Below are 24,817 nucleotides of genomic sequence, written 5' to 3' on the forward strand. Positions count from 1 at the left end.
GGATAAAATATGCTAGAAATTGCAAAAAACATTCTAAAGCGAGAAGCCTTCGCTTTAGAAGAAGCGTCAAATTCTTTAGATGAGAGTTTTTGTGAAGTTGCTAAGATAATTAGTGAATGCAAAGGGAATTTAATCATTGTTGGAGTTGGTAAAAGTGGTATCGTTGGACGCAAAATTGCAGCTTCGTTTGCTAGTTGTGGGGTAAGGTCATTTTTTATTCATGCTAGTGAGTTAATGCACGGAGATTTGGGAAATATTTGTAAAGATGATGTGGTAATTTTAATTTCTTTTAGTGGTAAAAGCGAAGAAGTGTTAAAAATATTACCATTTTTAAATGATAGAAACGCTACTTTAATTAGCATTTCTCAAAGCAATTCTCCATTAGCAAATGCTTGTAGTTTCAATATTGCTACAAATTGCAATGAAGCAATCACAAATCTACCAGCACCTACTAGCTCAACTACTCTAACTCTAGCTTTAGCTGATGCGCTTTTAGCTTGTGTTATTAATTTAAAAGATTTTAGCGTTAGTGATTTTGGTATAAATCATCCAGGTGGAGCATTAGGTAAAAAGTATTATGTAAAAGTTAGTGATTTAATGCATAAAAACAATCTACCGATAATAAGCAAAAATGCTAGTTTAAAAGACGCTATTATTTGTATGAGCAAGGCAAGTTTTGGTTGTGCTTTATTAGTTGATAATGAAAAATTAGTTGGATTTTTAAGTGATGGGGATTTAAGAAGAGCTATGGCTAAGGATGATTTTTCTTTAGAGCAATTAGCCTTAGAATATGCTAGTAAAAATCCTAAAACCATAGAAAAATCAGTTTTAGCACATAAGGCGTTTTCTTATATGAAAGAAAACAAAATATCAATTTTAGTAGTTCTTGAGAATGAAAAAATAATAGGATTATTACAATTATTGGATGAGTGATGAGACTTAATAAATTTATAGCACACAATAGCAAGTATTCAAGAAAAGAAGCTGACAAATTAATAAAAGAAGGCTTAGTAAAGATTAATAACAAAGTTTGCTTAGAAGACTGGAGTGAAGTTGGAATTGATGATAAAGTTTTTGTAAAAGGTAAAAGAATTTATAAAAAAAGTGAATTTAGCGTCATCGTATATCATAAAGATAAAGGCGAATTAGTAAGCCACAAAGATGAGCGTGGAAGAGCCTTAATATATGATAATTTGCCAAGAGATTTTAGACATTTTAATCCTGTTGGAAGATTAGATTTTTCATCAACGGGCATACTTTTATTAGTAGATAGTCCTGTAATAGCTGATTTTTTAATGCAAAGTAACTTAGAGCGTGAATATTACTTAAAAATTAAAGGAACTATCACAAAAGAAGTAATCAATGCTATGGAAAATGGACTTGAGATTGTAAATAGCTTAAAAGGAGCACACCCAAAAAGCAAAATCACAAATCTTAGTCTAAAGCCTTTTTTAGAATATGAGATTTTTGGAAGTAGTGGTGGATATACAAAACTAAGAGTTATTATTGATGAAGGCAAAAATAGAGAATTAAGACGCTTTTTTGCTGAATTTGATTTAGAAGTAGTGGAGCTTAAAAGGGTTGCTTTTGGTAGGGTTGATTTGGGTGTGTTAAAGCCTAAAAAATATAGATTTTTAACCAATAGCGAATACGAAGATTTAAGAAGCTTTTTAAAAGAAAATAAGGTGTATTATTAATGAAAGAATTAAATAATTTACATAAAGAATTTATAGAGTTAAGACATAACATACACGCAAATCCAGAGCTAGGATTTAATGAGTTTAATACCGCAAAATTAGTTGCAAATAAACTAAAAGAATTTGGTTATGAAGTTTATGAAGGCATAGGAAAAACAGGTGTTGTAGGAGTATTAAAGAAAGGAAATTCTACTAAAAGCATAGGTCTTAGAGCTGATATGGATGCACTTAGTATAGAAGAATGCACAGGACTTGATTATGCTAGTAAGAATGGCTGTATGCACGCTTGCGGACACGATGGGCATACGGCAGGATTATTAATGGCTGCTAAGTATTTAGCAAGTGCTAATTTTAATGGAACTCTTAATTTATTTTTTCAACCTGCTGAAGAATGTTGTGATAATGAAATGCTAAGCGGTGCTATGAGAATGATAAAAGATGGAGTTTTAGAACGCTTTAAGGTTGATTATATTTATGGAATTCATAATATGCCAATTTCACAGATGAAAGGCTATGAAAATAAGAAATTCTTTATGAAAAAAGGCGTAATGATGGCAGGTGTAAGTGCTTATAAAGTAGATTTTATAGGCTTAGGCGGACACGCATCGGCTCCACATTTATGCAAAGACCCAATAAGCGTTGCAAATAATTTTGTAAATGCTTTATATACTTTTAAATCTTTAGAATTAAAAGATAGCGTTGTAAATGTTACAGGCTTTCTAGCAGGGACTACAAAAGCATTTAATATAATCCCAAATGAAGCTAGTGTTATGATAAATGTAAGAGGTCTTAGCAATCAAGAGCTTGAATTTATTGATACAAGAATTAAAGAATTAGCAACAAACTTAGCAAATGCTTTTAATATAAAAGCCATAGTAAAAAGAGCTGAAAATATAAAAGCTACTATTAATAACGATGAAGCACACGAGTTAGCAAGACTTGCTGCGATTGAGAGTTTTGGTGAAGATGAATGTGAGTTTGAACACCCGCATTTAATGGGTAGTGAAGACTTTTCTGCATTTTTAGATGAGGTTAAAGGAACATATGCTTTTATAAATAACGGAGATAGTGCAAATCTTCATCATCCAGAATATAATTTCAACGATGAAGTATTGCTGCTAGCTAGTAAGTATTTTGCAAATTTAGTATTAAATTATTTAAAATAAATTTATTTTTATTAAAAAATTAAATAAATTTATTATTTAGCCGATATAAAAAAGACTATATTTAAAAGGAGAAGATTATGAATGTAGGTTCTGTTAGTAATTCAGGTTTTACGAGTGGCTTACCAAAAAGTGTAAAAACTCAAGATGATGCAAGAAATGCTATAAAAGATAATTTAAAAAATATAGGCATTGACTTAGGAGATAGGGATTTAAGTAGTATTAGTGGTAAGGATATTACAAATGCTTATATAGCACAAAGTATGCAAATTAGCTTTTCTCAATTTAATACTCAAGGAAGCATATTTAGTTTTTCAAAAAATGAAATGCAACTTAATACTTTTCTTGGAACTTTAGGTAAATTAGGTGATGGTTTTGAGAATTTACAAAACTTAACTCCTGCAAAAGCTAAAGAATTAATTAGCGAAGATGGCTATTGGGGTAGTAAGCAAACTGGCGATAGAATAGCTGGTTTTGTTCTAGCTGGTGCTGGAGATGATATTGAAAAGCTAAAAGCAGGTCGTGAAGGAATTATGCGTGGTTTTAAAGACGCCGATAAGACTTTAGGTGGTTTTAGTAAAGGATATGCTGATATTGCAAATGCTACAATTGAACGCGCTGTAAAAGCTATAGATGATAAAATAGCTGAATTAGGCGGCAATGTAGTAGATATAAAAGCTTAATTAAATGCCTATTTTTAGGCATTTAATACTTATAAATATAATTAATTTTAAAATCTTAAAAATAAATATTCTTATATTAAGACAATTTAAAATAAAAAATTTTCATACTAATTAGATAATTCAATCAATTAATTTTAGCTTTTATAATAAAGTAAAATCATTATATTTTGCACTTATAATTAATTATGAATAATTAAATTCTTAAACTTTTAATAATAAATATTTATTAATACTATAAAACAAAAATTATTCTTTATATAGCTCAATAATTAATACTATTTTAAAACAACTTTAAATAAAATTACTATTATTTTATTTAAAGGATTAAAGATGATTTCTTTTTTAAGACCTGTCAAAAAGGATAGGGTGATTAAAGATGATGAGTTGCTAAGCACTTATTATAAGTATAGAAAGCTTTCATTAAGTGGCGTGTTTGTTGGTTATATGGGATATTATTTAGTAAGAAATAATATTACCCTATCTACTCCATTAATTAAGACTGATTTAGCAGTAAATAATTCTGATATAGGTTTAATTACTGGTTCTATGCTAATTGCTTATGGTATTAGCAAAGGCGTTATGAGTGCTTTAAGTGATAAGGCTGACCCAAAAAGATATATGGCTTTAGGTCTTATTTTATGTGCGTTAATTAATGTATTATTAGGCTTTTGTAATGCTTTATATGCTTATGTAGGTGCTGTTATTGCACTTGGAGTTTTTCAAGGAATGGGCGTTGGACCTAGTTTTATTACTCTAGCTAATTGGTATCCTAAAAAAGAAAGAGGAATTTATACTGCTATTTGGAATATAAGCCATAATATTGGAGGGGGTTTGGTAGCTCCAATTATTTCTAAATCTGTTTTAATATTATCTCCTGTATTAGGGATTGCTGCAGCTGATTTTAATGCTACTTATTGGAAAGTAAATCACTTTTATGTCCCAGCAATTTTAGCCTTGTTAATTAGTGTTTATGTTTTATACGCTGTTAAGGGTAATCCTAAAAATGAAGGGTTAAAAGAATTAAACGAGATTAATAAATTAAGAGGTTATGAAGAAGATATTAAAAACTCAGCTTCAACTACTGATTTAAGTAGTAAAGAAATATTTGTTAAATATGTTCTAAAAAACCCTAATGCTTGGTATGTTGCTTGGATGGATACTTTTGTTTATATGATTAGATTTGGGTTGATAAATTGGCTTCCTATTTATCTTTTATCTGTAAAAGGCTTTAGTAAAGAGCAAATGCATACAGCGTTTTTATTCTTTGAATGGGCTGCAATTCCATCAACAATGTTAGCAGGAATTATATCTGATAGATTATTTAAAGGATATAGAATGCCACCTGCAATTCTTGCTGTTTGTATAATATTTTTTATGATTATTGGATATTTTACGAGCGATAATATTTACTACACTATATTTTTTGCAGCAGCAGCTGGGTGTTTAGTATATGTGCCACAATTTTTAGCAAGTGTTCAAACTATGGAAGTTGTTCCTGCTTTTGCTGTAGGTTCTTGCGTTGGTCTTCGTGGATTTATGAGCTATGTCGTAGGAGCTTCTTTAGGAACTATGCTTTTAGGTGCTATGGTTGATGCTTTTGGTTGGAATGCAGGTTTATATATGCTTTTATTTGCTTGTATTATGTGTATTGTGTTTTCTTTACTTTGCCACTTTGGTGCTAAGAATAAGAAATTTTAATTTATGAGATTATATTTTTTATTATAACGAAGTTCTAAATTCTTAGAACCAATTAATCCGCCTTGATGAATATATAAGATATTTTCTTTTAGTTCATCAAGGTTTTCATAAATTGCCTTTAAGCAAACGCTATCATAAAGCAAATCAAACTCAATATCGCTAATATTTTTTGTTAAAATAAATAGCTCTTCATAAAGATTTGCAAAATGATATTTTCTAGCAGTTTTTAATAGTTTTAGCTTGGAATTTGGATTAAGTTTGTTTATTTGTTTTACAAAATATTCATTAGCATTTACGCAAGATGCTGTAAAAACTCTAGCATTTGAGAGTGTGCTTAGATATTTTTCAAGATAAATCGCACTTGTATAAGTCCCACTTGCTAATACCACATCACAATCTAATTCATTTACAATTTTTGCTATTTCTTTTGCCATTTTATAAAAGCCAAATCTAGCATAATCTTCACAAACACCTTCGCTAATTAAAAAGCTATTATTATCATTTTTATGCAAAGTTTTTGCAAATTCTTTAGGATTATTCGCATAATAAATCACAGCATTATTTTCTAATGCACTTTTTAAATTCCCACTAATTTCGCATCTTCTAGCACAGACAAAAGAAAAATTATAATTATTATTTTTAGTCCAGAGTGCTAGTGCTTGCATAGCATTTGATTGACTTGAACCATAGCAGATTATGTGTTTATAAGGGAGTTTTAAGTCTTTAAATATATCTAATTTTCTTGCTTTATTGCCGTTAATTTCGCCTAATAAATCATCTCTTAAAATAATCATATTTTTATTAAAAATCTTAAGAGTTGAAAACATTTAATACCTTGATAAAATCTTTTTCCTAAAGCAAATCTTAGAAATTATTAGCGAAGTGAAAAATACAAAAGTAATAGTATAAAAATGATAATTTAAAAACATCATCATAGGAACTAGATAAATTATCAAAAACACAAGCATAGCTAAATACTCGTGGCTTTTTTCATACCTTGAGCTAATAATACTAAATGCTAGTGCGTAATGAACACTTGCAATAGGAAGTAGGCTAAGTAGGACATAAATTACTAATTCTTTTGATTTTGAAGGGGTTTTATAATCTTTCCAATAGTCTTTAAATGATTGAATATTGGTAATTTTTGAATTAATTAAGGTGCTAAAGCTAAGGTTTTTAATCTTTGCAATTTCTGTATTTTGCTTGAAATTATATAGCATTACATTGTCTAAATTAAATGTGATTTTATTATCTTCGTTTAGGATTGTTCCTTGATTGGCTAATAATATTTGTTCGTTTTTAGAATTTGTTTTTGGCAAATATAAAACAATATTTTTATAAATTCCATTCTCTAATTCATCTGCAAAATATATATAATCTCCTAATTTTTGACCAAAATTAGCATTTTTAAGATTAATTTTAGAAAAGGCTTTTTTATAATCAATAAAATTATCATATAAAGAAAAGCTAAGTGGCATTAAAACTATGCTAATTACTAATAAAACCAAACTTACTATAAAGGCTAAAAAGCTAATAAAATTAGCTATTTTTCTAGGGTTTAATCCTAGAGAAAAAAGCATAATTATTTCGTTTTCTTTAGATAATCTTAGAATACACATAAAACAGGTAATAAAAAAGCTAATAGGAGTAGTAAAAATGATGAGTTTTACACTCATAAGAGAATATAATTTAAATAATTCATATAAGCTTAATTCTATATAAGAAGTAATTTTTGCTATTTGAAATAAGACAATGATAGAGCTTACTAAAAATAGCGTTAAAAATATTGATAAAAAAGAGCCTATGAATTGTCTAAATAAATATTTTTTAATCATTGCACATAATCTAAACAAAATTGCCCAACGCTAGGGAAAAACCATACTAAAGCAAGTCCTATGCTTAAAAATGGTATAAAAGGAACTTGTATATTTTCCTTGCCTTTTATTCTAAGATACATAAAAACAGGCAAACTCACAACAGCTCCTAAAAATATAGCCACAAAACCAAGTTTAATTCCTAATAACGCTCCAATTAATGCCATTATTTCAATATCAGCTTCGCCCATTACTTGAATACATTCATCATCGCTTTTTGCTTTTGCATTCATTATGCTCTCTATTAAAGATTTTAGCAAATACGCACCACCTGCAAAGATTAAAGCATCTTTAAAACTACTTATTGAATGAGTATAAATTAGAGCAAAAATCAAAGTTAGCATTAAAGTAAAGCTAGGCACAGCAAGGTAGCGAACATCAATAATGCAAAGTGCAAATAATAAGCTAAATGATAATGCTAAGCAAATAGAATAAGCAAGATTTTCTAAACTACTAATATCTATGCAATATAAAAATATAAAGCCAACAATTAGCTCAATTAATGGATACTGAATGCTTATTTTACTTTTACAAAACCCACATTTACCACCTAAAACTAGCCAAGAAATAATAGGGATATTGTGATAGAATTTCAATTTGTTATTACAGCTTCCACAAGAACTTGGCGGATAAAAAACACTTTTTCTCTCAGGTAGTCTTAAAATCAATACATTTAAAAACGAGCCAAAAACAAGCCCAAATATAAAAACTAAAATACTAAACTCCACCGAAATTCCTTTTACAAATTCTATAATTTTTAATAATTTCTTTTAATTCATCTTCTTTAAAATCTGGAAACAAAGTAGGGGTAAAAACAAACTCTGCATAAGCACATTGCCAAAGTAAGAAATTTGAAATCCTAAAATGTCCGCCCGTTCTAATCAATAAATCAACATTGTTTTTAATATCTAAATATTTATTAAAATTATTTTCATCTATTTCTTCATCACTTGCTTTTAATTTTTTAAAAGCTCTTAAAATCTCATTTTTTCCGCCGTAATTTATGCCTAGATTAAAAATAATTCTTGAGTAATTTTTAGTTTTTTCTTCAAACTCATTAATTAAATTCTTAGTATCCAAATCAAGAACACTAATATCTCCAAAGCTTTTAAATCTAATTTCGTTTTTTATAAAATTGTTTAATTCACTAGATAAGTATTCTTTAAGTAGTTTGAAAATAAACTCAATTTCTTCTTTAGGTCTTTTCCAATTTTCGGTAGAAAATGCAAACAAACTAAGCTCTAAAACGCCTTCTTCAATACAAGCTTTTACCAATCTTTCAATAGTTTTTGCACCTGCTTTATGCCCGAAACTTCTTAATAAACCTTGATTTTTAGCCCATCTACCATTACCATCCATAATGATTGCTAAATGATTTAACTCGTTCATAAATTTCCTTTATAACTAAGGCTAAAAAAATCATCTTTATAAGTAGTCAATTCTACATTTTGCGAATATTCAAAGCAGATTTTTTGAACCTTAGAAAAGCTAGTTAATATTTTATTATCATTTAAAAAAAGGCTTAATTTAGCAAAAACATCATAATAAATTGCTAATTCATTTTTTTTCTTTCTATATTCAATTAATATAGGTTTTCCTTCAAGCAAACAAGGTAAATATAAAATATCTTCATTCAAAGCAAAAAGCATTGTTTTATAGCATTCATAATCTGATTTTTGATTTGTTTGGATTAATGAATTAATTAGCGTGTATTTAAAATCATCTCTAAAAGCGATTTTTAATAACTCAAAACAATCATAATCAATATAGGCAAAAACCTTATCAGCTTGAAGATTTTTAAAGACTAAACTATCATAAATTTCAGCTAAATAATAAGTGTTTGGCTCTAAATTAATGTTTGATTTTGTGGTTAATTCTTTTTTACCAATTAATAATTTGTAGCGATTAAACATTAATTTATCAATTACTTTAAATTTAATTGGTAAAACATCATTAAACATCAGCTTTTACTCTATCAAAAATAATTTTTGCTAAGTTTTCTTTAGTATCAAAATACCCTTCACTAATGCCTGAATAATCACAGAAAAATATTTCGTTTTTACTTGAGCCAAATTGAGTATGTTCTCCTAAAATATTAAGACATAATAAGCTTAAACCTTTATTTACTAAAGCTTTTTTTGCATTATCATAGGCAGTCTTTTCATCACACTCTAGCTTAAAGCCGATTTTTTTACCAGAAAAATTAAAAGTAGCTAATAAATCATCATTAGGTCTTATTTTGATATTAAATTCTTCATCAAATTCATCTCTTTTTATTTTTCTTTCTTGTTTGATAGGGATAAAATCACTAACTGCAGCACACATAAATAAATAATCAAATTCTTTATAATCTTGCATTAAGGCTTTTAATTCAGCACTTGTATCGTAGCTTAATTGTGTGAAATTTTCATTTTTAATCTCATCACATCTAGCTTTTAAATACACCACATTTGCACCCCTTAAATAAGCTTGTTTAGCTAGTGCATCTGACATAGTTCCACTTGAATAATTTCCTATATTTCTTACCAAATCAATGCTCTCACGAGTGCCGCCACCTGTTATTAAAATATTTTTTCCCATATAGAATTTATCTTTATAAATTTCTCTTAAAGTTGCTAGAAAAATATCTTTTGTATTAGCTAAAGCTCCTATGCCAAATTCTTTACAAGCTAAGGTTTTGCTAATTGGCTTTACTATTTTTACACCTAAACTCTTTAAATATTCTAAGCTTTTTTGTGTTTGACTTGCTAAATACATATTAGTATTTGCTGCAGGTGCTATTATTAGTGGTTTGTTTGAAGCAATTAAGGTGCTTAAAAATACATTATCACAAACTCCATTAGCTAGTTTATTTATTGAATTAACACTAGCAGGAGCAAATACAACAGCATCACAATCTTTTGAAAACATTATGTGATTTTTATCATTTTCCCAGCTTTCATTCTCACTTGTTAAAACGCTCTCGCATAATGCTTCATAAGCTAATTTATTTACGAATTTCAAAGCCCCATCACTTAATAAAGCTTTTACTTTAATTCCTTCTTCTTTAAACATAGAAATTAATTCAAAGCTTTTATAAAAGCTAATACTTCCACTAACACATAATAATACTTTCATTAAAAATCCTTAAAATTATTAAAAATCACGCCTTTATTACGCTCTATAAATAAATCTTTTGCTTTTAATTTAGCAGCGTCTTTATTGCTAATCGTGCTACCTGCTGCAATTAAAGTATCGCTAGGTATGTTAATTGGTGCTATTAGGTTTGAGTTTGAGCCTATGAAGACATTTTTACCGATTTTGCTTAGGTGTTTGTTTTTGCCATCGTAATTACAAATTATTACACCACAGCCAATATTTACACCGCTACTAATCTCGCAATCTCCTAAATAAGCTAAATGCCCAGCTTTTACATCTTCTAATTTTGCATTTTTGCATTCTACGAAATTACCGATTTTACTATCTTTAATAACGCATTTTGGACGAATTCTAGCCATTGGCCCTATGCTTGAATTAATTATCTCACTATTTTCTATAACGCTATTTGCTAAGATTTTTGAGCTTTTTATAATAGAATTTGCCTTAATCACAACTCCACTTTCAATCTCACAATCATTACTAATTTGTGTATCAAGCTCTATGAAAATACTATCTTTATTATGCATAATAACGCCATTTATAAGCAATTCATCTTTTATTCTTTTTTGCATAATTTGCTCGGCTTGTTCTAAATCTAATTTATTATTAATGCCTAAAAACTCAATCTCATCAAAGGTGCATTCACTAACGCTTATTTTATCATCTATAGCCATTTTGATAATATCAGTTAGATAATATTCTTTTTGAGCGTTGTTGTTGTTTAGCTTAGGAATGTAAGTTTTTAATATATCTTTACTGATTTTATAAATTCCAGCATTACATAAAGTGCATTTTAATTCTTCATTGTTTGCATCTTTTGTCTCTACAATTTTACTTATTTTGTCATTTTCTTTAATCACTCTTCCGTAAGAATTAGCACTATATTTATTAAAAGTGCTTAAAACTATTTTAGAATTTGTATTAGCTATAATTTTTAGACTATTTTGTGTGATTAAAGGCATATCAGCATTTAAAATCAACGCTTCTTCGTATTTTGGCTCATAATTTATTAAAGCCCCGCCTGTGCCTTTATGATTTTGCATATCTTGATATATATATTTTAAATTAGAATAATCTTTTAAATGCTCTTTTATAGCGTCTGCTTGATGGTGTAAAATCAAAGTTATATCATCACTAAGTTGCAAAGCATTTTCAATAATAATTTTAATTAAAGATTTACCACAAATTGTATGCAAAGGTTTTGCTAAATTACTATTCATTCTAGTGCCAAAACCAGCTGCTAGTATTACTATGCTTAATTTCATATTTTTCCTTTAGATTTTAAGAAAATGTTAGCAAGTTTTGGATAACATTTTTAAAAACTATTTAAGGAAATTAGTGAAAAAACTATTGCTTTTATTATTGTTTTCAGTGTTTATTTACGCTGATACTCCACTTAGCGTTCCTACATTAAATCTAAATCTAAGCGCACCAGAAACGCCTAGTCAATTAGTAACTACTTTAAATGTAGTCATAGTTTTAACTATATTGGCTTTAGCTCCTAGTATTATATTTGTATGCACTTCGTTTTTAAGATTAGTTATAGTGTTTTCGTTTATGAGACAAGCTATGGGAACACAAGCAATGCCGCCTAATACAATTTTAATATCTTTAGCACTTGTGATAACTTTTTTTATAATGCAACCAGCTGCTAATAAATCTTATGAAACAGGAATTAAGCCTTATTTGGAAGAAAAAATAGGCTATGAAGAAGCATTTGCATTAAGTGTTAAGCCGTTTAAAGAATTTATGCTTAAAAATACTAGAGAAAAGGATTTAGCACTATTTTATCGCTTAAGAAATATTGATAATCCTAAGAGTATTGATGATGTAGATTTAGTAACTTTAGTTCCTGCTTTTATGATTAGTGAATTAAAAACTGCATTTGAGATAGGATTTTTGCTATACTTACCTTTTTTAGTAATTGATATGGTTGTATCATCAGTATTAATGGCTATGGGTATGATGATGTTGCCGCCGGTTATGATATCTTTACCATTTAAAATTCTAATTTTTGTCTTAGTTGATGGTTGGAATTTATTAATTGGTAATTTGGTTAAAAGTTTTACATAGGAAAAAATATGAAAAAATTATCTTTAATTTTATTAAGTCTTAGTTTGCTGAATGCAACTAGCTTAAAAACTATGCTAGAAAGTATTGAGAATAATGAGCAATTAAAAGCTAAAAATTATGAAACTTTAAGCAAAGAAGAAAGTGCAAAAAGCGTAAAATACAAATACTATCCTAGTGCTACTTTACAAGTTGGATTTGTTAGTTTTGATTATGATAGATATATAATAAATCCAAATAATTTAACAAATGTAAGTGTAGCAATAGATGCTTTAATTTATGATGGTAAAAGAAATTCTAATATAAATCTTGCGAAAAAAAATCACGAATTAAGTCAAATTGAATTAGAAAAGGCTAAAAATGAATTGGAATTTAATTTAACAAGTTTATATTATTCTTATTTAGCTTTAATGGAAAATATTGAATATAAAGAGCAGAATTTAAAATATTTAAATGCAAGTTTAGATAGACTAAAAAGTCTTAATAAAGTAGGTTTAAGACCTAATGATGAATTAGAAATCTTTAATGCAAAAGTTGAATTAAATAAAAGTGAATTAGTTAATTTAAACTATCAAAAAGATGAGATATTAAGTAATATTTATTTGATAACTAATAATAATTTTATTCCTACAAAAGGCAGTGCTATTATTTATGAAGATAGTGCTAATAAATCTTATGATATTAAAATAAATTCTTTAAAAGAAGAGATGAGCGAGCTTAATAAGGATTTATCATTAGCACCATTTAAACCTACTATTTTTGTAAAAAATATTGTGGGATTTTCAAAAAATAATTTCAATTATTCTTTATATGCTCCGTTTGATATGATAGTAAAAGAAAGAGTAAAAGAAAAAATGTTTTCAAATATATTTATGCTAGGTTTATCTTGGAATGTTTTTTCTTTTGGAGCTGATAAAAAAGCTTATGAGAGTGCAAAACTTAGTAATTTAGCTGCTAAAGAAATGAATATATATAGCAAAAAATCAGTTAGTGAAAAGGAAAAACTATTAATTCAAAAAATTGCATCTATACAAGAAGAAATAAATGCTAATGAAAAGCTTTTAAATGCTAGCAAAATTGCTTATGAGAGTATTGCTAAAAAATATGAAGCTGGACTTGTTGGATATGTTGAATATTTAAATTCTTTAGAAACTATGCAAGGAGCTTTGGCGAAGCTTAGCTTAAGTAAAGCTAAATTTGAAATATCTAAGGCAGAATTATTACTTGCTAAAGGTATCATTATTAAAGATTTTGTAATTGATTTATAGGAGAAATATTGAAAAAATTAGTAATTTTATTGATTAGTATTAATTTATTTGCTGATTCTATTTATGCGAGTTTTGATGTGGTTGCTCAAAAAAGTGCTAAATTATCATTGCAATCTTTTGGTATTGTAAATAAAATAAATGTAGATGTTGGTAGTAGTGTAAAAAAAGGCGATGTTTTATTAGAACTTGATAGCTCAATTGAGCAAGTTGGATTAGAAGAATCAAATGTTCAACAAAAATTAGCAAATGAAGCTTTAGTTTTAGCTACAAGCACTCTTAAAAGATATGAACAAGTAAAATCAGTATTAAACGAACAAATTTTAGATGAAATTAACTTTAAAAAAAGTGAAGCAGAACAAAAATTAAAATCAGCAAAAATGTCTAGTAAAAAATATGAAACATTAATAAATCAAAAAAAATTAAAAGCCCCTTTTGATGGAATAATTACGGCAAAATATATTGAAGTTGGAGAAGGCGTAGCAAGCCCTAATCAGCCATTATTTATTTTGGATAGTTACCCTGAAGTTAAATTACTTTTAAGTTTTGATGAAAAGTATTCTGATAAGGTTAAAGTAGGTAATACTTATGAATATAGTATAAATGGTTTAAATATGAAGGGTGTAATTAGTAAGGTATATCCAAATATAGATATAAAAACTAGAAAAATTTATGCAGAAGTCTTAGCAAATGATATACAAATTGGTTCATTTGGAGATGGTTATATTATTACGGATAAATAAATGTTAAAAATTGCAATTAATAGACCTGTTACTATTTTGATGACTTTTTTAGGGTTATTGATTTTTGGTGTTATATCAATTTTTACAATGCCAATTAATTTATATCCTAATGTTGATATTCCACTTGTTAAAATCACTACATTTGCAAATGCTGATTTAAGCTATGTAGAATCTCAAATTACTAAAAAGTTAGAAAATCAAATTTCAGGTGTTAGCCAGATAAAAAGAATTAGTTCAAAAAGTTTTAATAATCTAAGCGTAATAGTCGTAGAATTTGAACTAGGTAAAGATTTAGAAATAGCAGTAAATGATATTCGTGAAAAAATATCAAAAATGAAATTAGAATACCCACCAAGTGTTGAAAAAGTCTCATCAGATGCAGGTGCAGTTATGAGTATTTTTATCTCATCTAAAGATTTAAACGATAAAGATTTAATGCAGTTGATTGAAGATGATTTAGAAGGTGATTTCCAGCGTATAAAGGGCGTTGGAGAAGTTAAAATGGTAGGTTATTTAAAAAATAACATAAAAATAGATTTAAATTTAGATGAATTAAATAAATACCATATTAATTCTTTAGATGTAGCAAAACTAATAAAAATGCAGAATTTTAAAACTTTTTTAGGAAGTATTGAAAATGAAGCTAAAAATATAACTATTAAAGGTTATTTCGACTCAAATAGTATAGAAGAATTAGAGCAATTAAGAATAGCTCCAGGAGTATTTTTAAAAGATGTAGCAGATATTAGTATAGGATATACTTTAAAAGATAGTTATGCTCATTTTAATGGAGATAATGGGGTTTTAGTAGAGCTTAAAAAAATCACAGGTCAAAATAGCTTAGAAGTTGCTAAAAATATTAAACAAGCCTTAATAGGTATTCAAGATTATCATAAAAATATAGAATTTGAAGTTGTTTATGATAAATCAGAAAATATTACAAAGCATATAAATCAAGTTGTATTTGATATGTGTTTAGGGGTGATTTTAACAATTTTAATAGTATTTTTATTTTTAAGAAATATTAGTGCTACTATTATTGCTAGCATTGCAATTCCTACTTCAATTATTTCAAGTTTTTTTCTAATAGATTTATTTGGATACGATTTAAATCGTTTGACATTAATAGCACTTACTTTATCTATTGGTATATTCGTAGATGACGCAATAGTTGTAATTGAAAATATTAGTAAAAAAATTAAGGCAGAGAAAAATGCTTTATATGCAAGCTATGAAGGTATTAAGGATATTGCTTTTTCTGTATTTAGTATCAGTATAGTTTTATTATGCGTGTTTATTCCGATTTCGTTTATGAATAGTATTTCTGGTTTGTTTTTTAATACATTAGGAATGAGTGTTGCCTTTGGAGTAATTATATCGTTTTTAGTTTGTGTATTTTTAGTCCCAACCATTAGTGCTAGGTTTTTAAATACCAACGAGAGTAAATTTCACGATAGAACAGAAAAATATTTTATTAAATTAGAAAGTTGGTATGAAAATACACTTGATACTATATTAGAATATAAAAAGATTTTTATAGGTATTATTTTAATTTTATGTGCTTTATCTTTTTCTTTAGCACCTAAAATAGGACTTGATTTCTTACCTATGGAAGATGATAGCGAACTACAAGTTCAAATAGAATCTAAAAAAGATTTATCAATAGAAGTTATGGAAGCTAAATCTTTAGAAGTCTTAAAGCAAATTAAAGAAAATAAAAATGTAGATTATGCTTATTTATTAGTAGGCTACGATGATGCAAAAGATAGAAAAAAATCTAAAATATATGTTAAGCTAAAACCTTTAAATGAAAGAACCGAAAGACAAAAAGAAGTAGTATCTAATCTAAGAGATAGTTTGAGTTTAAAAGAATTTAAAATCAAAGTTTTAGAAATACCTAAATTTGAAGGTGCAGGTATTGATGAGCCAGTTCAATTTGTATTATTGGGTGATGATTTTTCTTCTTTAGTAAGTGCTAGTAGAAGAGCAAAAAATATTTTAAGCGAATTAAAAGGCGTTGTTGATATTAGCGATGATATTGATGCTTATGCAGATGTTTTAGCTATTTATATAGATAAAGAAAAAGCAAGAAAATTAAATGTAAATACCCAAGAATTAGCAGGGATAATTCAAACTTCTTTTGCACACGCTAATGTCGGGGTATTAGATGGTTTAAAAGATAGTAAAGATATATTTATTCAACTTGAAAAAGTATCTAAAGAAGATATGAAATCGCTTGAGAAAATACAAATAAGAACTATGGATAATAATTTAATTAGCCTATTAAATGTAGTAAATATTAGGCTAATTAAGGATAGTAGTAGTATTAATAGACTTAACAAAACTCGTTCAGTAAAAATTACTGCAGGGGTTGATAGAGTTTCTTTAGATGAGGTAAAAACAAAACTAGAAACTAATATGAGTAAGATTATGCAAAATACTGGATTAAGATATACTTTTACTGGTTTTATTGACCTTTTAGAAGAAACAATGATAGGGTTTGCTATGGTTATGCTTTTATCATTTTTATTAATTTATTTAGTATTAGCAGCCCTTTACGAAAGCTTTATTGTTCCATTTGTAATAATGATTACAATGCCACTTGCGTTTGCAGGAGCTTGTATTGGTCTTTATTTGACAGGCAATACATTTTCTTTATTTGTTTTGGTTGCTCTTATTTTGTTATTTGGAATGGTTGGCAAAAATGCAATTTTATTAATTGATGTTGCAAATAAATTATGTGATAGCGGAATAGGGGTTAAAGAAGCTCTTAAAATAGCGGGCAAAAGTAGAATTAGAGCGATATTAATGACTACGATTGCTATGATTTTTGCAATGCTACCTTTAGCTATTTCACACGGAGCTGGTTATGAGAGCAATTCTCCTATGGCAGTTGCAGTAATTAGTGGTCTTATTAGTTCAACTATATTAACACTTTTTGCTATTCCTGCAATTTATGAAGTATGCTATAAATTAGATAGAAAGTTAAAAAGAATTTATAAAAGAGATTTAATTTAAGGTTTTTTATCTTTTGGATAAAAAACCTAAGTTTTAAAATGAATAGCCTAATCCTATTCCAAAATTAACACCTTTACCTACTAAATTATTATCATAGCCTACTTTTACTTGAGTATAAAATCCATTAAGTTGTCTTGAAATACTATAACCTAATGATATATCTCCTGCTAGGACTGATTTTTCTTTTATATTATTGTTTGTGTAGTGCTTAGTAAATAATCTCATTCCAAGTATTAAATTGCTGTCCAAATACGATTTAGCAGCAATTCCTAGCGTTAATAGATTTGATTTTAAATTCTTATTAAAATTAGCGTTTTTTATAATATCACTACTTAAATTATATTTAGCCTTTTCATATCCTACACCGCCTAATAAAGAAAGTGATATATTGTAAATATCATTATAAAATCCATATCCACCTAAAGCTGTGAAATTATATAAATCAATATCAGTTTTGCTTCCTTGATTGCCTATAAAAAACCTTGAATATATATTAAAATGGCTAAAGTCTATTCCACCTACAAAATCATTATCATAATTATCCATTTTATATAAATATACACTTGCGTTTAAGGTGCTAGATAAATCATTATCAAAAATATTATTTTTGTCTTTAATACTTGCACCTAGAGTGTTAAATTCTATAAAAGTTTGAGATATTAATAAATTGCTACAACAAAGTAAAGAAAAAATGATTTTTTTCATAAAAACTCCTTAAATAATTTATACAAATAATATTTGCATAGGTAATTATATTTTAAATATTATATCTATGGATAATATAAATAATAATTTTTATTAATTAGTATTTTTATTAAATAATAAAGCTTTTTTGATTTATAAGATACAATTTTAAATTCTTTTAATAAAAATATAAATATTTATGATAATTTTAAGTCTTTATTATAAGTAGTATATTTTGTAGATAAAAATAAGGCTTTAGGTAATTTTTGTGATTAAGCATATTAAATCATATATTATTTTTATATTTTTTTAAGGATATATAAAATCTCTTTTACATGGATTTTACGATTATTTAGATTTCTACTTGCTCTAAAGGTATTATATTTTTGCTCTAATATATTTAAGCTACCAAATTTTAAAAGAGTGTTTTTAAATTCATCTTCACTTATTATGCCTTCGTTGTTATATGAGATTAAAATTATTTTTGCTTTTAGATTGTTTATTAGCTCAAAAAAGCTTTCGCTGGCTGTTTTTTTAGAATTATAAACGCTTTTATTCCAATCCTTTGTAATACCTGAAACCTTAGAAATATCTTGTGGTTTAATATAATTTGTAATTAGATTTAGCATAAAATAATTTGAGCCATAAGGGTGCTGATTGTAAGGCGGGTCGATATAGCACAAATCACAATCAAGCTCGTTTGCTAAAATATTTGCGTCGTTTTGAAACACATTAAAAGCTACATTATGGTTTGAAAAAATAGGCATTGCTAATTCAATATTAGCAATAATTCTACTAAGAGCATTTTTGCCACTTCCGCCCCATTCTCCTATGCCGTTTTTATTTTTATAAAAGCCTTTAAAAACACCACTTGTATTTACTTTTACACTAGCTTCATATAAAAGTGGTGCTAAAAAGTATTTTTTATATTTGTGATTTTCTAGCAATAATCTTGCTGTATCAATATAACTAGCATTATAATTTGTATAAAAAGCTCTATCATTTTGAGTGATATTTAGCTCATCTTTAGGAGAGTAAAGCTCTCGTATAAAGCCGTTTTCATTAAAATTATTAATGATTTGTTCTTTTAGTTTTTTATGCTCTATTTCAAGCTCTTTATAAAAATTATTATCAATATTTGATAAATAGCATTCATTGATTGCTTTGCTATAACTTTCTAAATCATTTGCTATTAAATAGCTTGAGTGTTGTTTTAAAAATCTTGCGACAATGCCACTACCACTAAACAAATCAACCGAGCTTAATTTATCTTTTTTAAGCTCGGTTTTTGCATATTTTACGCCTTTTTCAATAAAGCCTAATAATGAGCGTTTATTGCCTAAATAAGTAATTATTTGTTCGCTTAAATAGGCTTTGTTTTCTTGCATTAAAACGCTTTTTTAGCTAGATTTATAACAGCTTCGTTAAACTCACTAACTTTAGCAAATTCTAAGCCTTGAGCAAGTGCTGCGGTGCCATAAGCTATAAATGCTAGATTTTTAAGGCTATCTTCGTTATTTTCGTTTATTAGTTTTGCTACTAATTCGTGTTTTGCATTTAATTGTAAAACGCCTTTAGCATTCATTTTTTCTCCGTTAAATTGAGCCATCATTTTAGCCATCATATATTCTTGGTCTTTAGTATCATAAACTAAGCTTGATAATGAGCTTTCTAAAGAATTAGATAAAACTACTTCTTTTACATCATTTTCTAATATTTTGCTTAGTTTTTCACAAAAGCCTTTTTGCTCATCGTTTAATTCATCTTTTTTGATTTCATCAACTTCGTTTATAGCTTTTAAATCAAAATCTTTATATTTATGAACCATAGGAATTACGATTGGGTCAATCTTGTCGCTTAAAAGCAATACATTTATGCCATTTTTTTTGTAGCTTTCAAGTAAAGGTGAGTGTTTTAATAATTCTTTATTTTCACCGATTAGATAATAAATAGTTTTATTTTCGCCTAAATTAGCACAATATTCATCAAGTGTGATTTGAGTATCGTTTTGACTATTATCAAATTTGCATAATGCTAAAATTTCATCTTTGTTTGCACTTGGGTCAAACAATGCTTCTTTTAATACAGCACCAAATAATTTATAAAACTCATCATATTTATTAGCGTCATTTTTTTGTAATTTTTCTAATTCACCTAAAATCTTTTTAGTGCTGATTTCTTTGATTTTTCTTAAAATTACATTTTCTTGTAGTATCTCACGACTTACATTTAAAGGTAAATCCTCAACATCAAGCACACCTTTAACAAATCTTAAGTAACTTGGTAAAATCTCTTCTTTTTCGCTAATTAATACTCTTTTTACATAAAGTTTTATACCTTTTTCATAATCTACTCTATATAAATCGTGTGGAGCATTTGCAGGGATAAAAAATAAGCTTGAATATTCTAAAGAACCGCCTTCGCTTTTAGTATGAACATATAAAATCGGCTCTTTACTATCATAACTTATGCCTTCATAGAATTTTAAATAATCTTCTTTTTTAAGACTTGCTTTGTTTTCTCTCCATAAAGCTTTTGCTTTATTGATTTGCTCGAATTTTAATTCAGTTTTAGCGTTTTCTCCTTCGCCAACACTTATCTCTTTTTCTAAGAAAATCGGATAAGAAATATGATTTGAATACTTGCTAACTAGGTTTTCAATAGTGTGAGTGTTTAAAAACTCATCATCTTTTAAATGTAGAACTATTTTTGTGCCAAAACTATCTTTATTTGTTTTAGTGATTTCATAACCATTTGTATCAGAACTCCACAAAAACGAATCATTGCTTAAGGCTTTTTTAGTATAAACTTCAATTTTATTTGCAACCATAAATGCTGAATAAAATCCAACACCAAATTGACCTATCAAATCGCTATTTTTCTTAGCATCTTCGCTTAAATTTTCTAAGAATTTCTTAGTTCCACTTGAAGCAATTGTGCCTAAATTATTATTTAAATCAGCTTCGTCCATACCTATGCCGTTATCTTCTATGATTAATAATTTAGCGTCTTTATTAATGCTAATTTTAATACTAGGATTAAAGCTAATTCCTTTATAAGCTTCATCGCTAAGGCTTAAGAAATTTAGCTTATCTATAGCGTCGCTTGAGTTTGATATAAGCTCTCTTAAAAATATTTCTTTATTTGAGTAAAGTGAATGAATCATTAAATTAAGTAATTGATTTACTTCGGTTTTAAATTCCATATTTTCTCCTATTTAAAAAAATTTAAAGCAATATAAGTTGCTATTAGTCCAAATACTACATTTAAAATAATATTTGCACTAAAGGCAACGAAGCCTAATGATTTTAATAATGTTATGCTCTCATAAGTAATTGATGAAAAAGTAGTAAAAGCACCTAAAAATCCTACTACTATTAATAGTCTTATCTCGTTTAAACTCTCGTAATTTTTAGCTAGTGCATAAAATAATCCTATCAAAAAACAGCCTATTAAATTAACGATTAATGTCCCAGCTATAAAGAATTTAAAATCAAAATTACGATTTATAAAAGTGCTTAAAATATATCTTAAAACAGCACCAATGGCTCCACCTAAAGCAACCATAAAAATATTCACTCATTAGCCTTGAAATATTCATTAATTGCTTCTTGCATTAAGTCTTTTGCATTGTCTAATTCATTAGCTTTTAGTGGTTGTAAAGGTATTATTGTAAGTTTTTTACCTAAGTGAATTGTTATTCTTTTACTATCTAAAATCTCTTTTGAACCAATAATTACAACAGGTTGAACTAAAACATCTAACTTAGTAGCTAGCATTGAAGCGCCTTTTTTAAATCTTAATAACTCATAGCCATCACTTCTAGTTCCTTCAGGAAACATAGATATGTTTCTATTATTATTTAATCTATCGTTTGCTTCATTTATAACTCTTACAAAATCTCTTGCGTTTTCTCTATCTATTGAAATCATTTTAGGTAATTTTATGATATTTCCAAAGAAAAATAATTCTTCAATCTGTTTTTTTGCAATCCAAGCTAAATCGTATGGATATATATCTTCAAGTGCGATAATATCTAGCATTGAGCGATGATTTAGGATAATCATTCTTGCATTAGGATTAAAATCGCCTTTTATTTCTATTTTATAACAGCACAATTTACGGATAAATTTTGCCCAAGTTTTTCTAATAACCCAATTTTTTTTAGGGAAAATAAACATTAAAACAATTACAAAAGCAATGCTGATTGCTATGATTATTGCTAGAAAAATACTTAAGATTTTATTCAATATCTTCATTTTTTACCCAACCACTTGTATTTTCATCAAGTGCTATTTTCACAAAATTGTCTTTTTTGGTTATGATTTTTACTTCTTTTATGTCAGTATTTTTATAAAAAATAGTTGAATTATTAGTTGGTAAAATTCTAACACTTGCACCTGATTTTAATTTAGCACTACTAAAATTACCACCATCAATAAAGCTAAAAGCCACAAAAACTATAGCAAGTGCTATTAAAGAAAAAAACCTTTTAAAAATTACTACAATTATGAGACAAATTACAGCTAAGATTAAGCTTCCAATTTGTAAATAAAAATTAATTTCTTTTGTTATTGGATTTAAGTCTGTTTGAGTGCTTATTTCTTCAGATTCTACTATGATTTTATTAGAATATTCTATGAATTTATTTTCTAATGGGTCATAATATGAAAAAGAGAAATTTTTCATATTATTAGGAAAAATTAAAGCAATTGAGCATTTTGCATTTTCATAGTCTTTTCCGACATTTGTAATGCTTTGCGATTTTGCAGTTTTTAAAGAAAAATTATTAAAATTAGTGTTATTTGCTTTTGCGTCCATTCCACATATAACGCTAGTTTCATCATATTCAGTGCATTTTAAATTCGTAATTTTTAAATCACTTGCAACCAACTCTACATAATCTTTATTAAATTTTAATTCTTCAATTTTTAAATTATCTAGGCTGATTTTAGCATTTCCTACTTCTTGAGTATTTCTAAATAACTTAGCATCAATTGAGTTTAGTTTAGCATTTGCTGTATTTGCTTGAAAATAAACACGAGTAGTATAAATTCCATTTTCGCTATTAAATTTAATATCTTTATTTAATTGTTGCATATCAATACTTTTTTCAAAATTAATTTGCGGAGTAAAATTTGTTTTGTAATTAGAATTAATTGTTATATCTATATAAAAAACTTCTTTAGTTTTTACAGAATTTTTTGAAAAATTAGCATTAATAGCAAGTTCTACTTTATCATTAAATTCTTCTTTAATATCGCTAGTAAAACTATTTGCATCTTCATTATTTTGATTAAGGTTTGTATAAACTTGAGCGTCCATTACACTTAATTCTTTTGATGGAGCTGCAAATAAAATACTAGCAAATATCAAAAAGATTATTTTTTTCATTAATTTCCTTTAATTACTAAGATTTTTAAAGCGTCAATTGCTGATTTTAATTGAGAATCTTCATTGATTTGCTCTTGAGTTAGCGTATTTTTATCGGTTTTGTTTTCTTTTTTACCATCAATTTTTTCTAATTCATTTTCTAGGTGTTTTTTAAGTTCGCTTTCTTTTATACTAAAGCCACTATCTTCAGTATTTACCTTACCAGGATACACAATAATATCAGGAGTAACTCCTACTGCTTGAATTGTTCTTCCACTTGGTAGGTAGTATTTTGCGATTGTTAGTTTTATACCTTCTTTATCATTGATTTCTCTAATCATTTGAACACTTCCTTTACCAAAAGTCTTCTCACCAACAATAATCGCTCTTTTTCTATCTTGCATAGCTCCACTTACGATTTCGCTTGCACTTGCACTTCCACCATTTACAATTATACTAATAGGTATTTTTGTATTTATTGCAGCACCTTTAATTGCTAAAGTATCTATTTTAGCACTTTCATCTCTTCCTTTTTGAGATACTAAAATACCTTTATCAATAAATAAATTCAATAAATCTGTAGCTTGGTTTAATAAACCACCTGGATTGTTTCTTAAATCAATTACTATCCCTTTAATATCCTTATTAATAGCTAATGCGTCTTTTACTTTACTTACAACATTTCTATCAAAACTTGTAATTCTAATGTATAAAAAGTCTGTATTTTCTATTTTTTTAGTATAAACGCTTTCAACTTTTATAATATCTCTTGTTATCGTAAAATCTAGTGGCTTTTTCTCGCCTTTTCTATATATTGTAATATTAATCTTAGTATTTGGTTTGCCACGCATTTTAGAAACTGCGTCATCAAGATTCATTCCTATCGTGCTTTCATTTTCAATTTTTAAAATAACATCGCCTGATTTTATACCAATTTTATCAGCAGGTGTTCCTTCAATTGGTGCAATAACGGTTATTGCATTATCTTTAATTGATAAAGTCATTCCAAGACCGCCAAATTCTCCGTTTGTGCTTTCTTGTAAAGATTTGAAATTCTTTTCATTTAAAAATGCTGAATGTGCGTCAAGATTACTCAATAATCCTTCTAAAGATTTATCCACAAGTTGCTCTATACTGATTTCATCAACATAATTTGCTTCAATCATTCTAAAAGTTTTAATAAGCTTTGAAAATGCTTGTCTTTCAGCTTCTTCATCAGTTTTTGCAAACAACGAAATTCCAAGTGCAACACACAAAAATATCTTTTTATTAAAATTCACGATAGCTCCAATAAGATTTAAGATTAAAGCTGTGATTTTAACGCAATTTTTTAAATACAAGTAAGCAATTATGTGTATTTTTAAATAAAAAACTTAGCACTTAATATATTTAAGTGATAAATTTAATTTTA

The 24,817-nt window shown here is 27.2% G+C and carries 23 protein-coding genes; 9 read left to right on the top strand and 14 right to left on the bottom strand.

Features of this window, described 5'->3' with window-relative positions; genetic code table 11:
- Nucleotides 1–9 precede the first annotated feature (9 nt).
- The 5 genes from AVBRAN12640_RS03445 (at nucleotide 10) to AVBRAN12640_RS03465 (ending at nucleotide 5,241) form a co-directional block, all read left to right on the top strand.
- On the top strand, nucleotides 10–933 hold the full coding sequence (locus AVBRAN12640_RS03445) for a KpsF/GutQ family sugar-phosphate isomerase (RefSeq protein ID WP_214117346.1): 924 nt from the start codon (nucleotides 10–12) through the stop codon (nucleotides 931–933).
- Nucleotides 933–1,697, top strand: coding sequence for a pseudouridine synthase (locus tag AVBRAN12640_RS03450; protein WP_336607094.1), 765 nt, complete (start codon nucleotides 933–935; stop codon nucleotides 1,695–1,697). The genes AVBRAN12640_RS03445 and AVBRAN12640_RS03450 overlap by 1 nt, the downstream gene beginning before the upstream one ends.
- Nucleotides 1,697–2,863: an amidohydrolase gene (locus tag AVBRAN12640_RS03455; protein WP_267523282.1), complete on the top strand. Its 1,167-nt coding sequence runs from the start codon at nucleotides 1,697–1,699 to the stop codon at nucleotides 2,861–2,863. Before AVBRAN12640_RS03450 ends, AVBRAN12640_RS03455 begins: the two co-directional genes overlap by 1 nt.
- Before the next feature lie 77 nt (nucleotides 2,864–2,940).
- A complete protein-coding gene (locus tag AVBRAN12640_RS03460) occupies nucleotides 2,941–3,543 on the top strand; it encodes a hydrogenase-4 component G (RefSeq protein ID WP_214117343.1) in 603 nt (200 codons plus the stop codon).
- 330 nt (nucleotides 3,544–3,873) lie between these two features.
- A complete protein-coding gene (locus AVBRAN12640_RS03465; protein ID WP_214117342.1) occupies nucleotides 3,874–5,241 on the top strand; it encodes an MFS transporter in 1,368 nt (455 codons plus the stop codon).
- On the opposite strand, the gene AVBRAN12640_RS03470 is transcribed toward AVBRAN12640_RS03465, so the two are convergent.
- From AVBRAN12640_RS03470 to glmU, 7 genes are read right to left on the bottom strand one after another with little or no spacing between them, the layout of a single operon-like run.
- Nucleotides 5,238–6,068 (bottom strand): 1-aminocyclopropane-1-carboxylate deaminase, encoded by an 831-nt coding sequence (locus tag AVBRAN12640_RS03470; protein ID WP_214117341.1) that lies wholly within the window; start codon nucleotides 6,066–6,068, stop codon nucleotides 5,238–5,240. The genes AVBRAN12640_RS03465 and AVBRAN12640_RS03470 overlap by 4 nt on opposite strands.
- Nucleotides 6,069–7,094 (bottom strand): LptF/LptG family permease, encoded by a 1,026-nt coding sequence (locus AVBRAN12640_RS03475; protein ID WP_214117340.1) that lies wholly within the window; start codon nucleotides 7,092–7,094, stop codon nucleotides 6,069–6,071.
- Complete coding sequence (locus tag AVBRAN12640_RS03480; protein WP_214149818.1) at nucleotides 7,073–7,843, bottom strand: prepilin peptidase; 771 nt, start codon at nucleotides 7,841–7,843, stop codon at nucleotides 7,073–7,075. Before AVBRAN12640_RS03480 ends, AVBRAN12640_RS03475 begins: the two co-directional genes overlap by 22 nt.
- Nucleotides 7,833–8,504 carry a polyprenyl diphosphate synthase gene (gene uppS, locus AVBRAN12640_RS03485; RefSeq protein WP_336608393.1) on the bottom strand — a complete coding sequence of 224 codons (672 nt, stop codon included), beginning with the start codon at nucleotides 8,502–8,504 and terminating at the stop codon, nucleotides 7,833–7,835. Before uppS ends, AVBRAN12640_RS03480 begins: the two co-directional genes overlap by 11 nt.
- Nucleotides 8,501–9,076, bottom strand: a complete 576-nt coding sequence (locus AVBRAN12640_RS03490) for a hypothetical protein (protein WP_214117337.1) — start codon at nucleotides 9,074–9,076, stop codon at nucleotides 8,501–8,503. The genes uppS and AVBRAN12640_RS03490 overlap by 4 nt, the downstream gene beginning before the upstream one ends.
- A complete protein-coding gene (gene coaBC, locus AVBRAN12640_RS03495) occupies nucleotides 9,069–10,232 on the bottom strand; it encodes a bifunctional phosphopantothenoylcysteine decarboxylase/phosphopantothenate--cysteine ligase CoaBC (RefSeq protein WP_214117336.1) in 1,164 nt (387 codons plus the stop codon). Before coaBC ends, AVBRAN12640_RS03490 begins: the two co-directional genes overlap by 8 nt.
- The gene (glmU, locus tag AVBRAN12640_RS03500) at nucleotides 10,232–11,518 is read right to left on the bottom strand and encodes a bifunctional UDP-N-acetylglucosamine diphosphorylase/glucosamine-1-phosphate N-acetyltransferase GlmU (protein ID WP_214117335.1); all 1,287 of its coding nucleotides are present in this window, start codon (nucleotides 11,516–11,518) and stop codon (nucleotides 10,232–10,234) included. Before glmU ends, coaBC begins: the two co-directional genes overlap by 1 nt.
- Nucleotides 11,519–11,591: 73 nt before the next feature.
- Between glmU and fliP the strand changes: the two genes are divergently transcribed.
- Genes fliP through AVBRAN12640_RS03520 form a run of 4 tightly spaced genes read left to right on the top strand, consistent with a single transcriptional unit; the run spans nucleotide 11,592 to nucleotide 17,349 of the window.
- On the top strand, nucleotides 11,592–12,326 hold the full coding sequence (fliP, locus tag AVBRAN12640_RS03505) for a flagellar type III secretion system pore protein FliP (protein WP_214117334.1): 735 nt from the start codon (nucleotides 11,592–11,594) through the stop codon (nucleotides 12,324–12,326).
- A gap of 8 nt (nucleotides 12,327–12,334) precedes the next feature.
- The gene (locus AVBRAN12640_RS03510) at nucleotides 12,335–13,591 is read left to right on the top strand and encodes a TolC family protein (RefSeq protein WP_336608392.1); all 1,257 of its coding nucleotides are present in this window, start codon (nucleotides 12,335–12,337) and stop codon (nucleotides 13,589–13,591) included.
- Nucleotides 13,592–13,599: 8 nt separating this feature from the next.
- On the top strand, nucleotides 13,600–14,331 hold the full coding sequence (locus AVBRAN12640_RS03515) for an efflux RND transporter periplasmic adaptor subunit (RefSeq protein WP_336608391.1): 732 nt from the start codon (nucleotides 13,600–13,602) through the stop codon (nucleotides 14,329–14,331).
- Nucleotides 14,332–17,349 carry an efflux RND transporter permease subunit gene (locus AVBRAN12640_RS03520; protein ID WP_336608390.1) on the top strand — a complete coding sequence of 1,006 codons (3,018 nt, stop codon included), beginning with the start codon at nucleotides 14,332–14,334 and terminating at the stop codon, nucleotides 17,347–17,349.
- A gap of 33 nt (nucleotides 17,350–17,382) precedes the next feature.
- Here AVBRAN12640_RS03520 and AVBRAN12640_RS03525 read toward each other — a convergent pair whose 3' ends face one another.
- From AVBRAN12640_RS03525 to AVBRAN12640_RS03555, 7 genes are all read right to left on the bottom strand, one after another.
- Nucleotides 17,383–18,054: a hypothetical protein gene (locus AVBRAN12640_RS03525; protein WP_336608389.1), complete on the bottom strand. Its 672-nt coding sequence runs from the start codon at nucleotides 18,052–18,054 to the stop codon at nucleotides 17,383–17,385.
- 278 nt (nucleotides 18,055–18,332) lie between these two features.
- Nucleotides 18,333–19,421: a DNA adenine methylase gene (locus AVBRAN12640_RS03530; RefSeq protein ID WP_336608388.1), complete on the bottom strand. Its 1,089-nt coding sequence runs from the start codon at nucleotides 19,419–19,421 to the stop codon at nucleotides 18,333–18,335.
- Entirely contained in the window at nucleotides 19,421–21,238 is a 1,818-nt protein-coding gene (gene htpG / locus AVBRAN12640_RS03535; RefSeq protein ID WP_336608387.1) for a molecular chaperone HtpG, read from the bottom strand. The genes AVBRAN12640_RS03530 and htpG overlap by 1 nt, the downstream gene beginning before the upstream one ends.
- An 8-nt stretch (nucleotides 21,239–21,246) precedes the next feature.
- Complete coding sequence (gene crcB / locus AVBRAN12640_RS03540) at nucleotides 21,247–21,612, bottom strand: fluoride efflux transporter CrcB (RefSeq protein WP_214117327.1); 366 nt, start codon at nucleotides 21,610–21,612, stop codon at nucleotides 21,247–21,249.
- Complete coding sequence (locus AVBRAN12640_RS03545; protein WP_214117326.1) at nucleotides 21,609–22,292, bottom strand: lysophospholipid acyltransferase family protein; 684 nt, start codon at nucleotides 22,290–22,292, stop codon at nucleotides 21,609–21,611. The genes crcB and AVBRAN12640_RS03545 overlap by 4 nt, the downstream gene beginning before the upstream one ends.
- Entirely contained in the window at nucleotides 22,276–23,427 is a 1,152-nt protein-coding gene (locus AVBRAN12640_RS03550; RefSeq protein WP_214117324.1) for a hypothetical protein, read from the bottom strand. Before AVBRAN12640_RS03550 ends, AVBRAN12640_RS03545 begins: the two co-directional genes overlap by 17 nt.
- On the bottom strand, nucleotides 23,427–24,722 hold the full coding sequence (locus AVBRAN12640_RS03555; protein ID WP_442862234.1) for a S41 family peptidase: 1,296 nt from the start codon (nucleotides 24,720–24,722) through the stop codon (nucleotides 23,427–23,429). Before AVBRAN12640_RS03555 ends, AVBRAN12640_RS03550 begins: the two co-directional genes overlap by 1 nt.
- Between the last annotated feature and the right edge of the window lie 95 nt (nucleotides 24,723–24,817).

Origin of the sequence: Campylobacter sp. RM12640, assembly GCF_020137595.1 — a bacterium.
In the GTDB taxonomy this organism is placed as follows: Bacteria; Campylobacterota; Campylobacteria; order Campylobacterales; family Campylobacteraceae; genus Campylobacter_E.

Coding starts and splice junctions, on each gene's coding strand:
- AVBRAN12640_RS03445 (WP_214117346.1), top strand. CDS start 10: ATGCTAGAAATTGCAAAAAACATTCTAAAGCGAGAAGCCTTCGCTTTA.
- AVBRAN12640_RS03450 (WP_336607094.1), top strand. CDS start 933: ATGAGACTTAATAAATTTATAGCACACAATAGCAAGTATTCAAGAAAA.
- AVBRAN12640_RS03455 (WP_267523282.1), top strand. CDS start 1,697: ATGAAAGAATTAAATAATTTACATAAAGAATTTATAGAGTTAAGACAT.
- AVBRAN12640_RS03460 (WP_214117343.1), top strand. CDS start 2,941: ATGAATGTAGGTTCTGTTAGTAATTCAGGTTTTACGAGTGGCTTACCA.
- AVBRAN12640_RS03465 (WP_214117342.1), top strand. CDS start 3,874: ATGATTTCTTTTTTAAGACCTGTCAAAAAGGATAGGGTGATTAAAGAT.
- AVBRAN12640_RS03470 (WP_214117341.1), bottom strand. CDS start 6,068: ATGTTTTCAACTCTTAAGATTTTTAATAAAAATATGATTATTTTAAGA.
- uppS (WP_336608393.1), bottom strand. CDS start 8,504: ATGAACGAGTTAAATCATTTAGCAATCATTATGGATGGTAATGGTAGA.
- AVBRAN12640_RS03490 (WP_214117337.1), bottom strand. CDS start 9,076: ATGTTTAATGATGTTTTACCAATTAAATTTAAAGTAATTGATAAATTA.
- coaBC (WP_214117336.1), bottom strand. CDS start 10,232: ATGAAAGTATTATTATGTGTTAGTGGAAGTATTAGCTTTTATAAAAGC.
- glmU (WP_214117335.1), bottom strand. CDS start 11,518: ATGAAATTAAGCATAGTAATACTAGCAGCTGGTTTTGGCACTAGAATG.
- AVBRAN12640_RS03510 (WP_336608392.1), top strand. CDS start 12,335: ATGAAAAAATTATCTTTAATTTTATTAAGTCTTAGTTTGCTGAATGCA.
- AVBRAN12640_RS03520 (WP_336608390.1), top strand. CDS start 14,332: ATGTTAAAAATTGCAATTAATAGACCTGTTACTATTTTGATGACTTTT.
- AVBRAN12640_RS03525 (WP_336608389.1), bottom strand. CDS start 18,054: ATGAAAAAAATCATTTTTTCTTTACTTTGTTGTAGCAATTTATTAATA.
- AVBRAN12640_RS03530 (WP_336608388.1), bottom strand. CDS start 19,421: ATGCAAGAAAACAAAGCCTATTTAAGCGAACAAATAATTACTTATTTA.
- htpG (WP_336608387.1), bottom strand. CDS start 21,238: ATGGAATTTAAAACCGAAGTAAATCAATTACTTAATTTAATGATTCAT.
- AVBRAN12640_RS03545 (WP_214117326.1), bottom strand. CDS start 22,292: ATGAAGATATTGAATAAAATCTTAAGTATTTTTCTAGCAATAATCATA.
- AVBRAN12640_RS03550 (WP_214117324.1), bottom strand. CDS start 23,427: ATGAAAAAAATAATCTTTTTGATATTTGCTAGTATTTTATTTGCAGCT.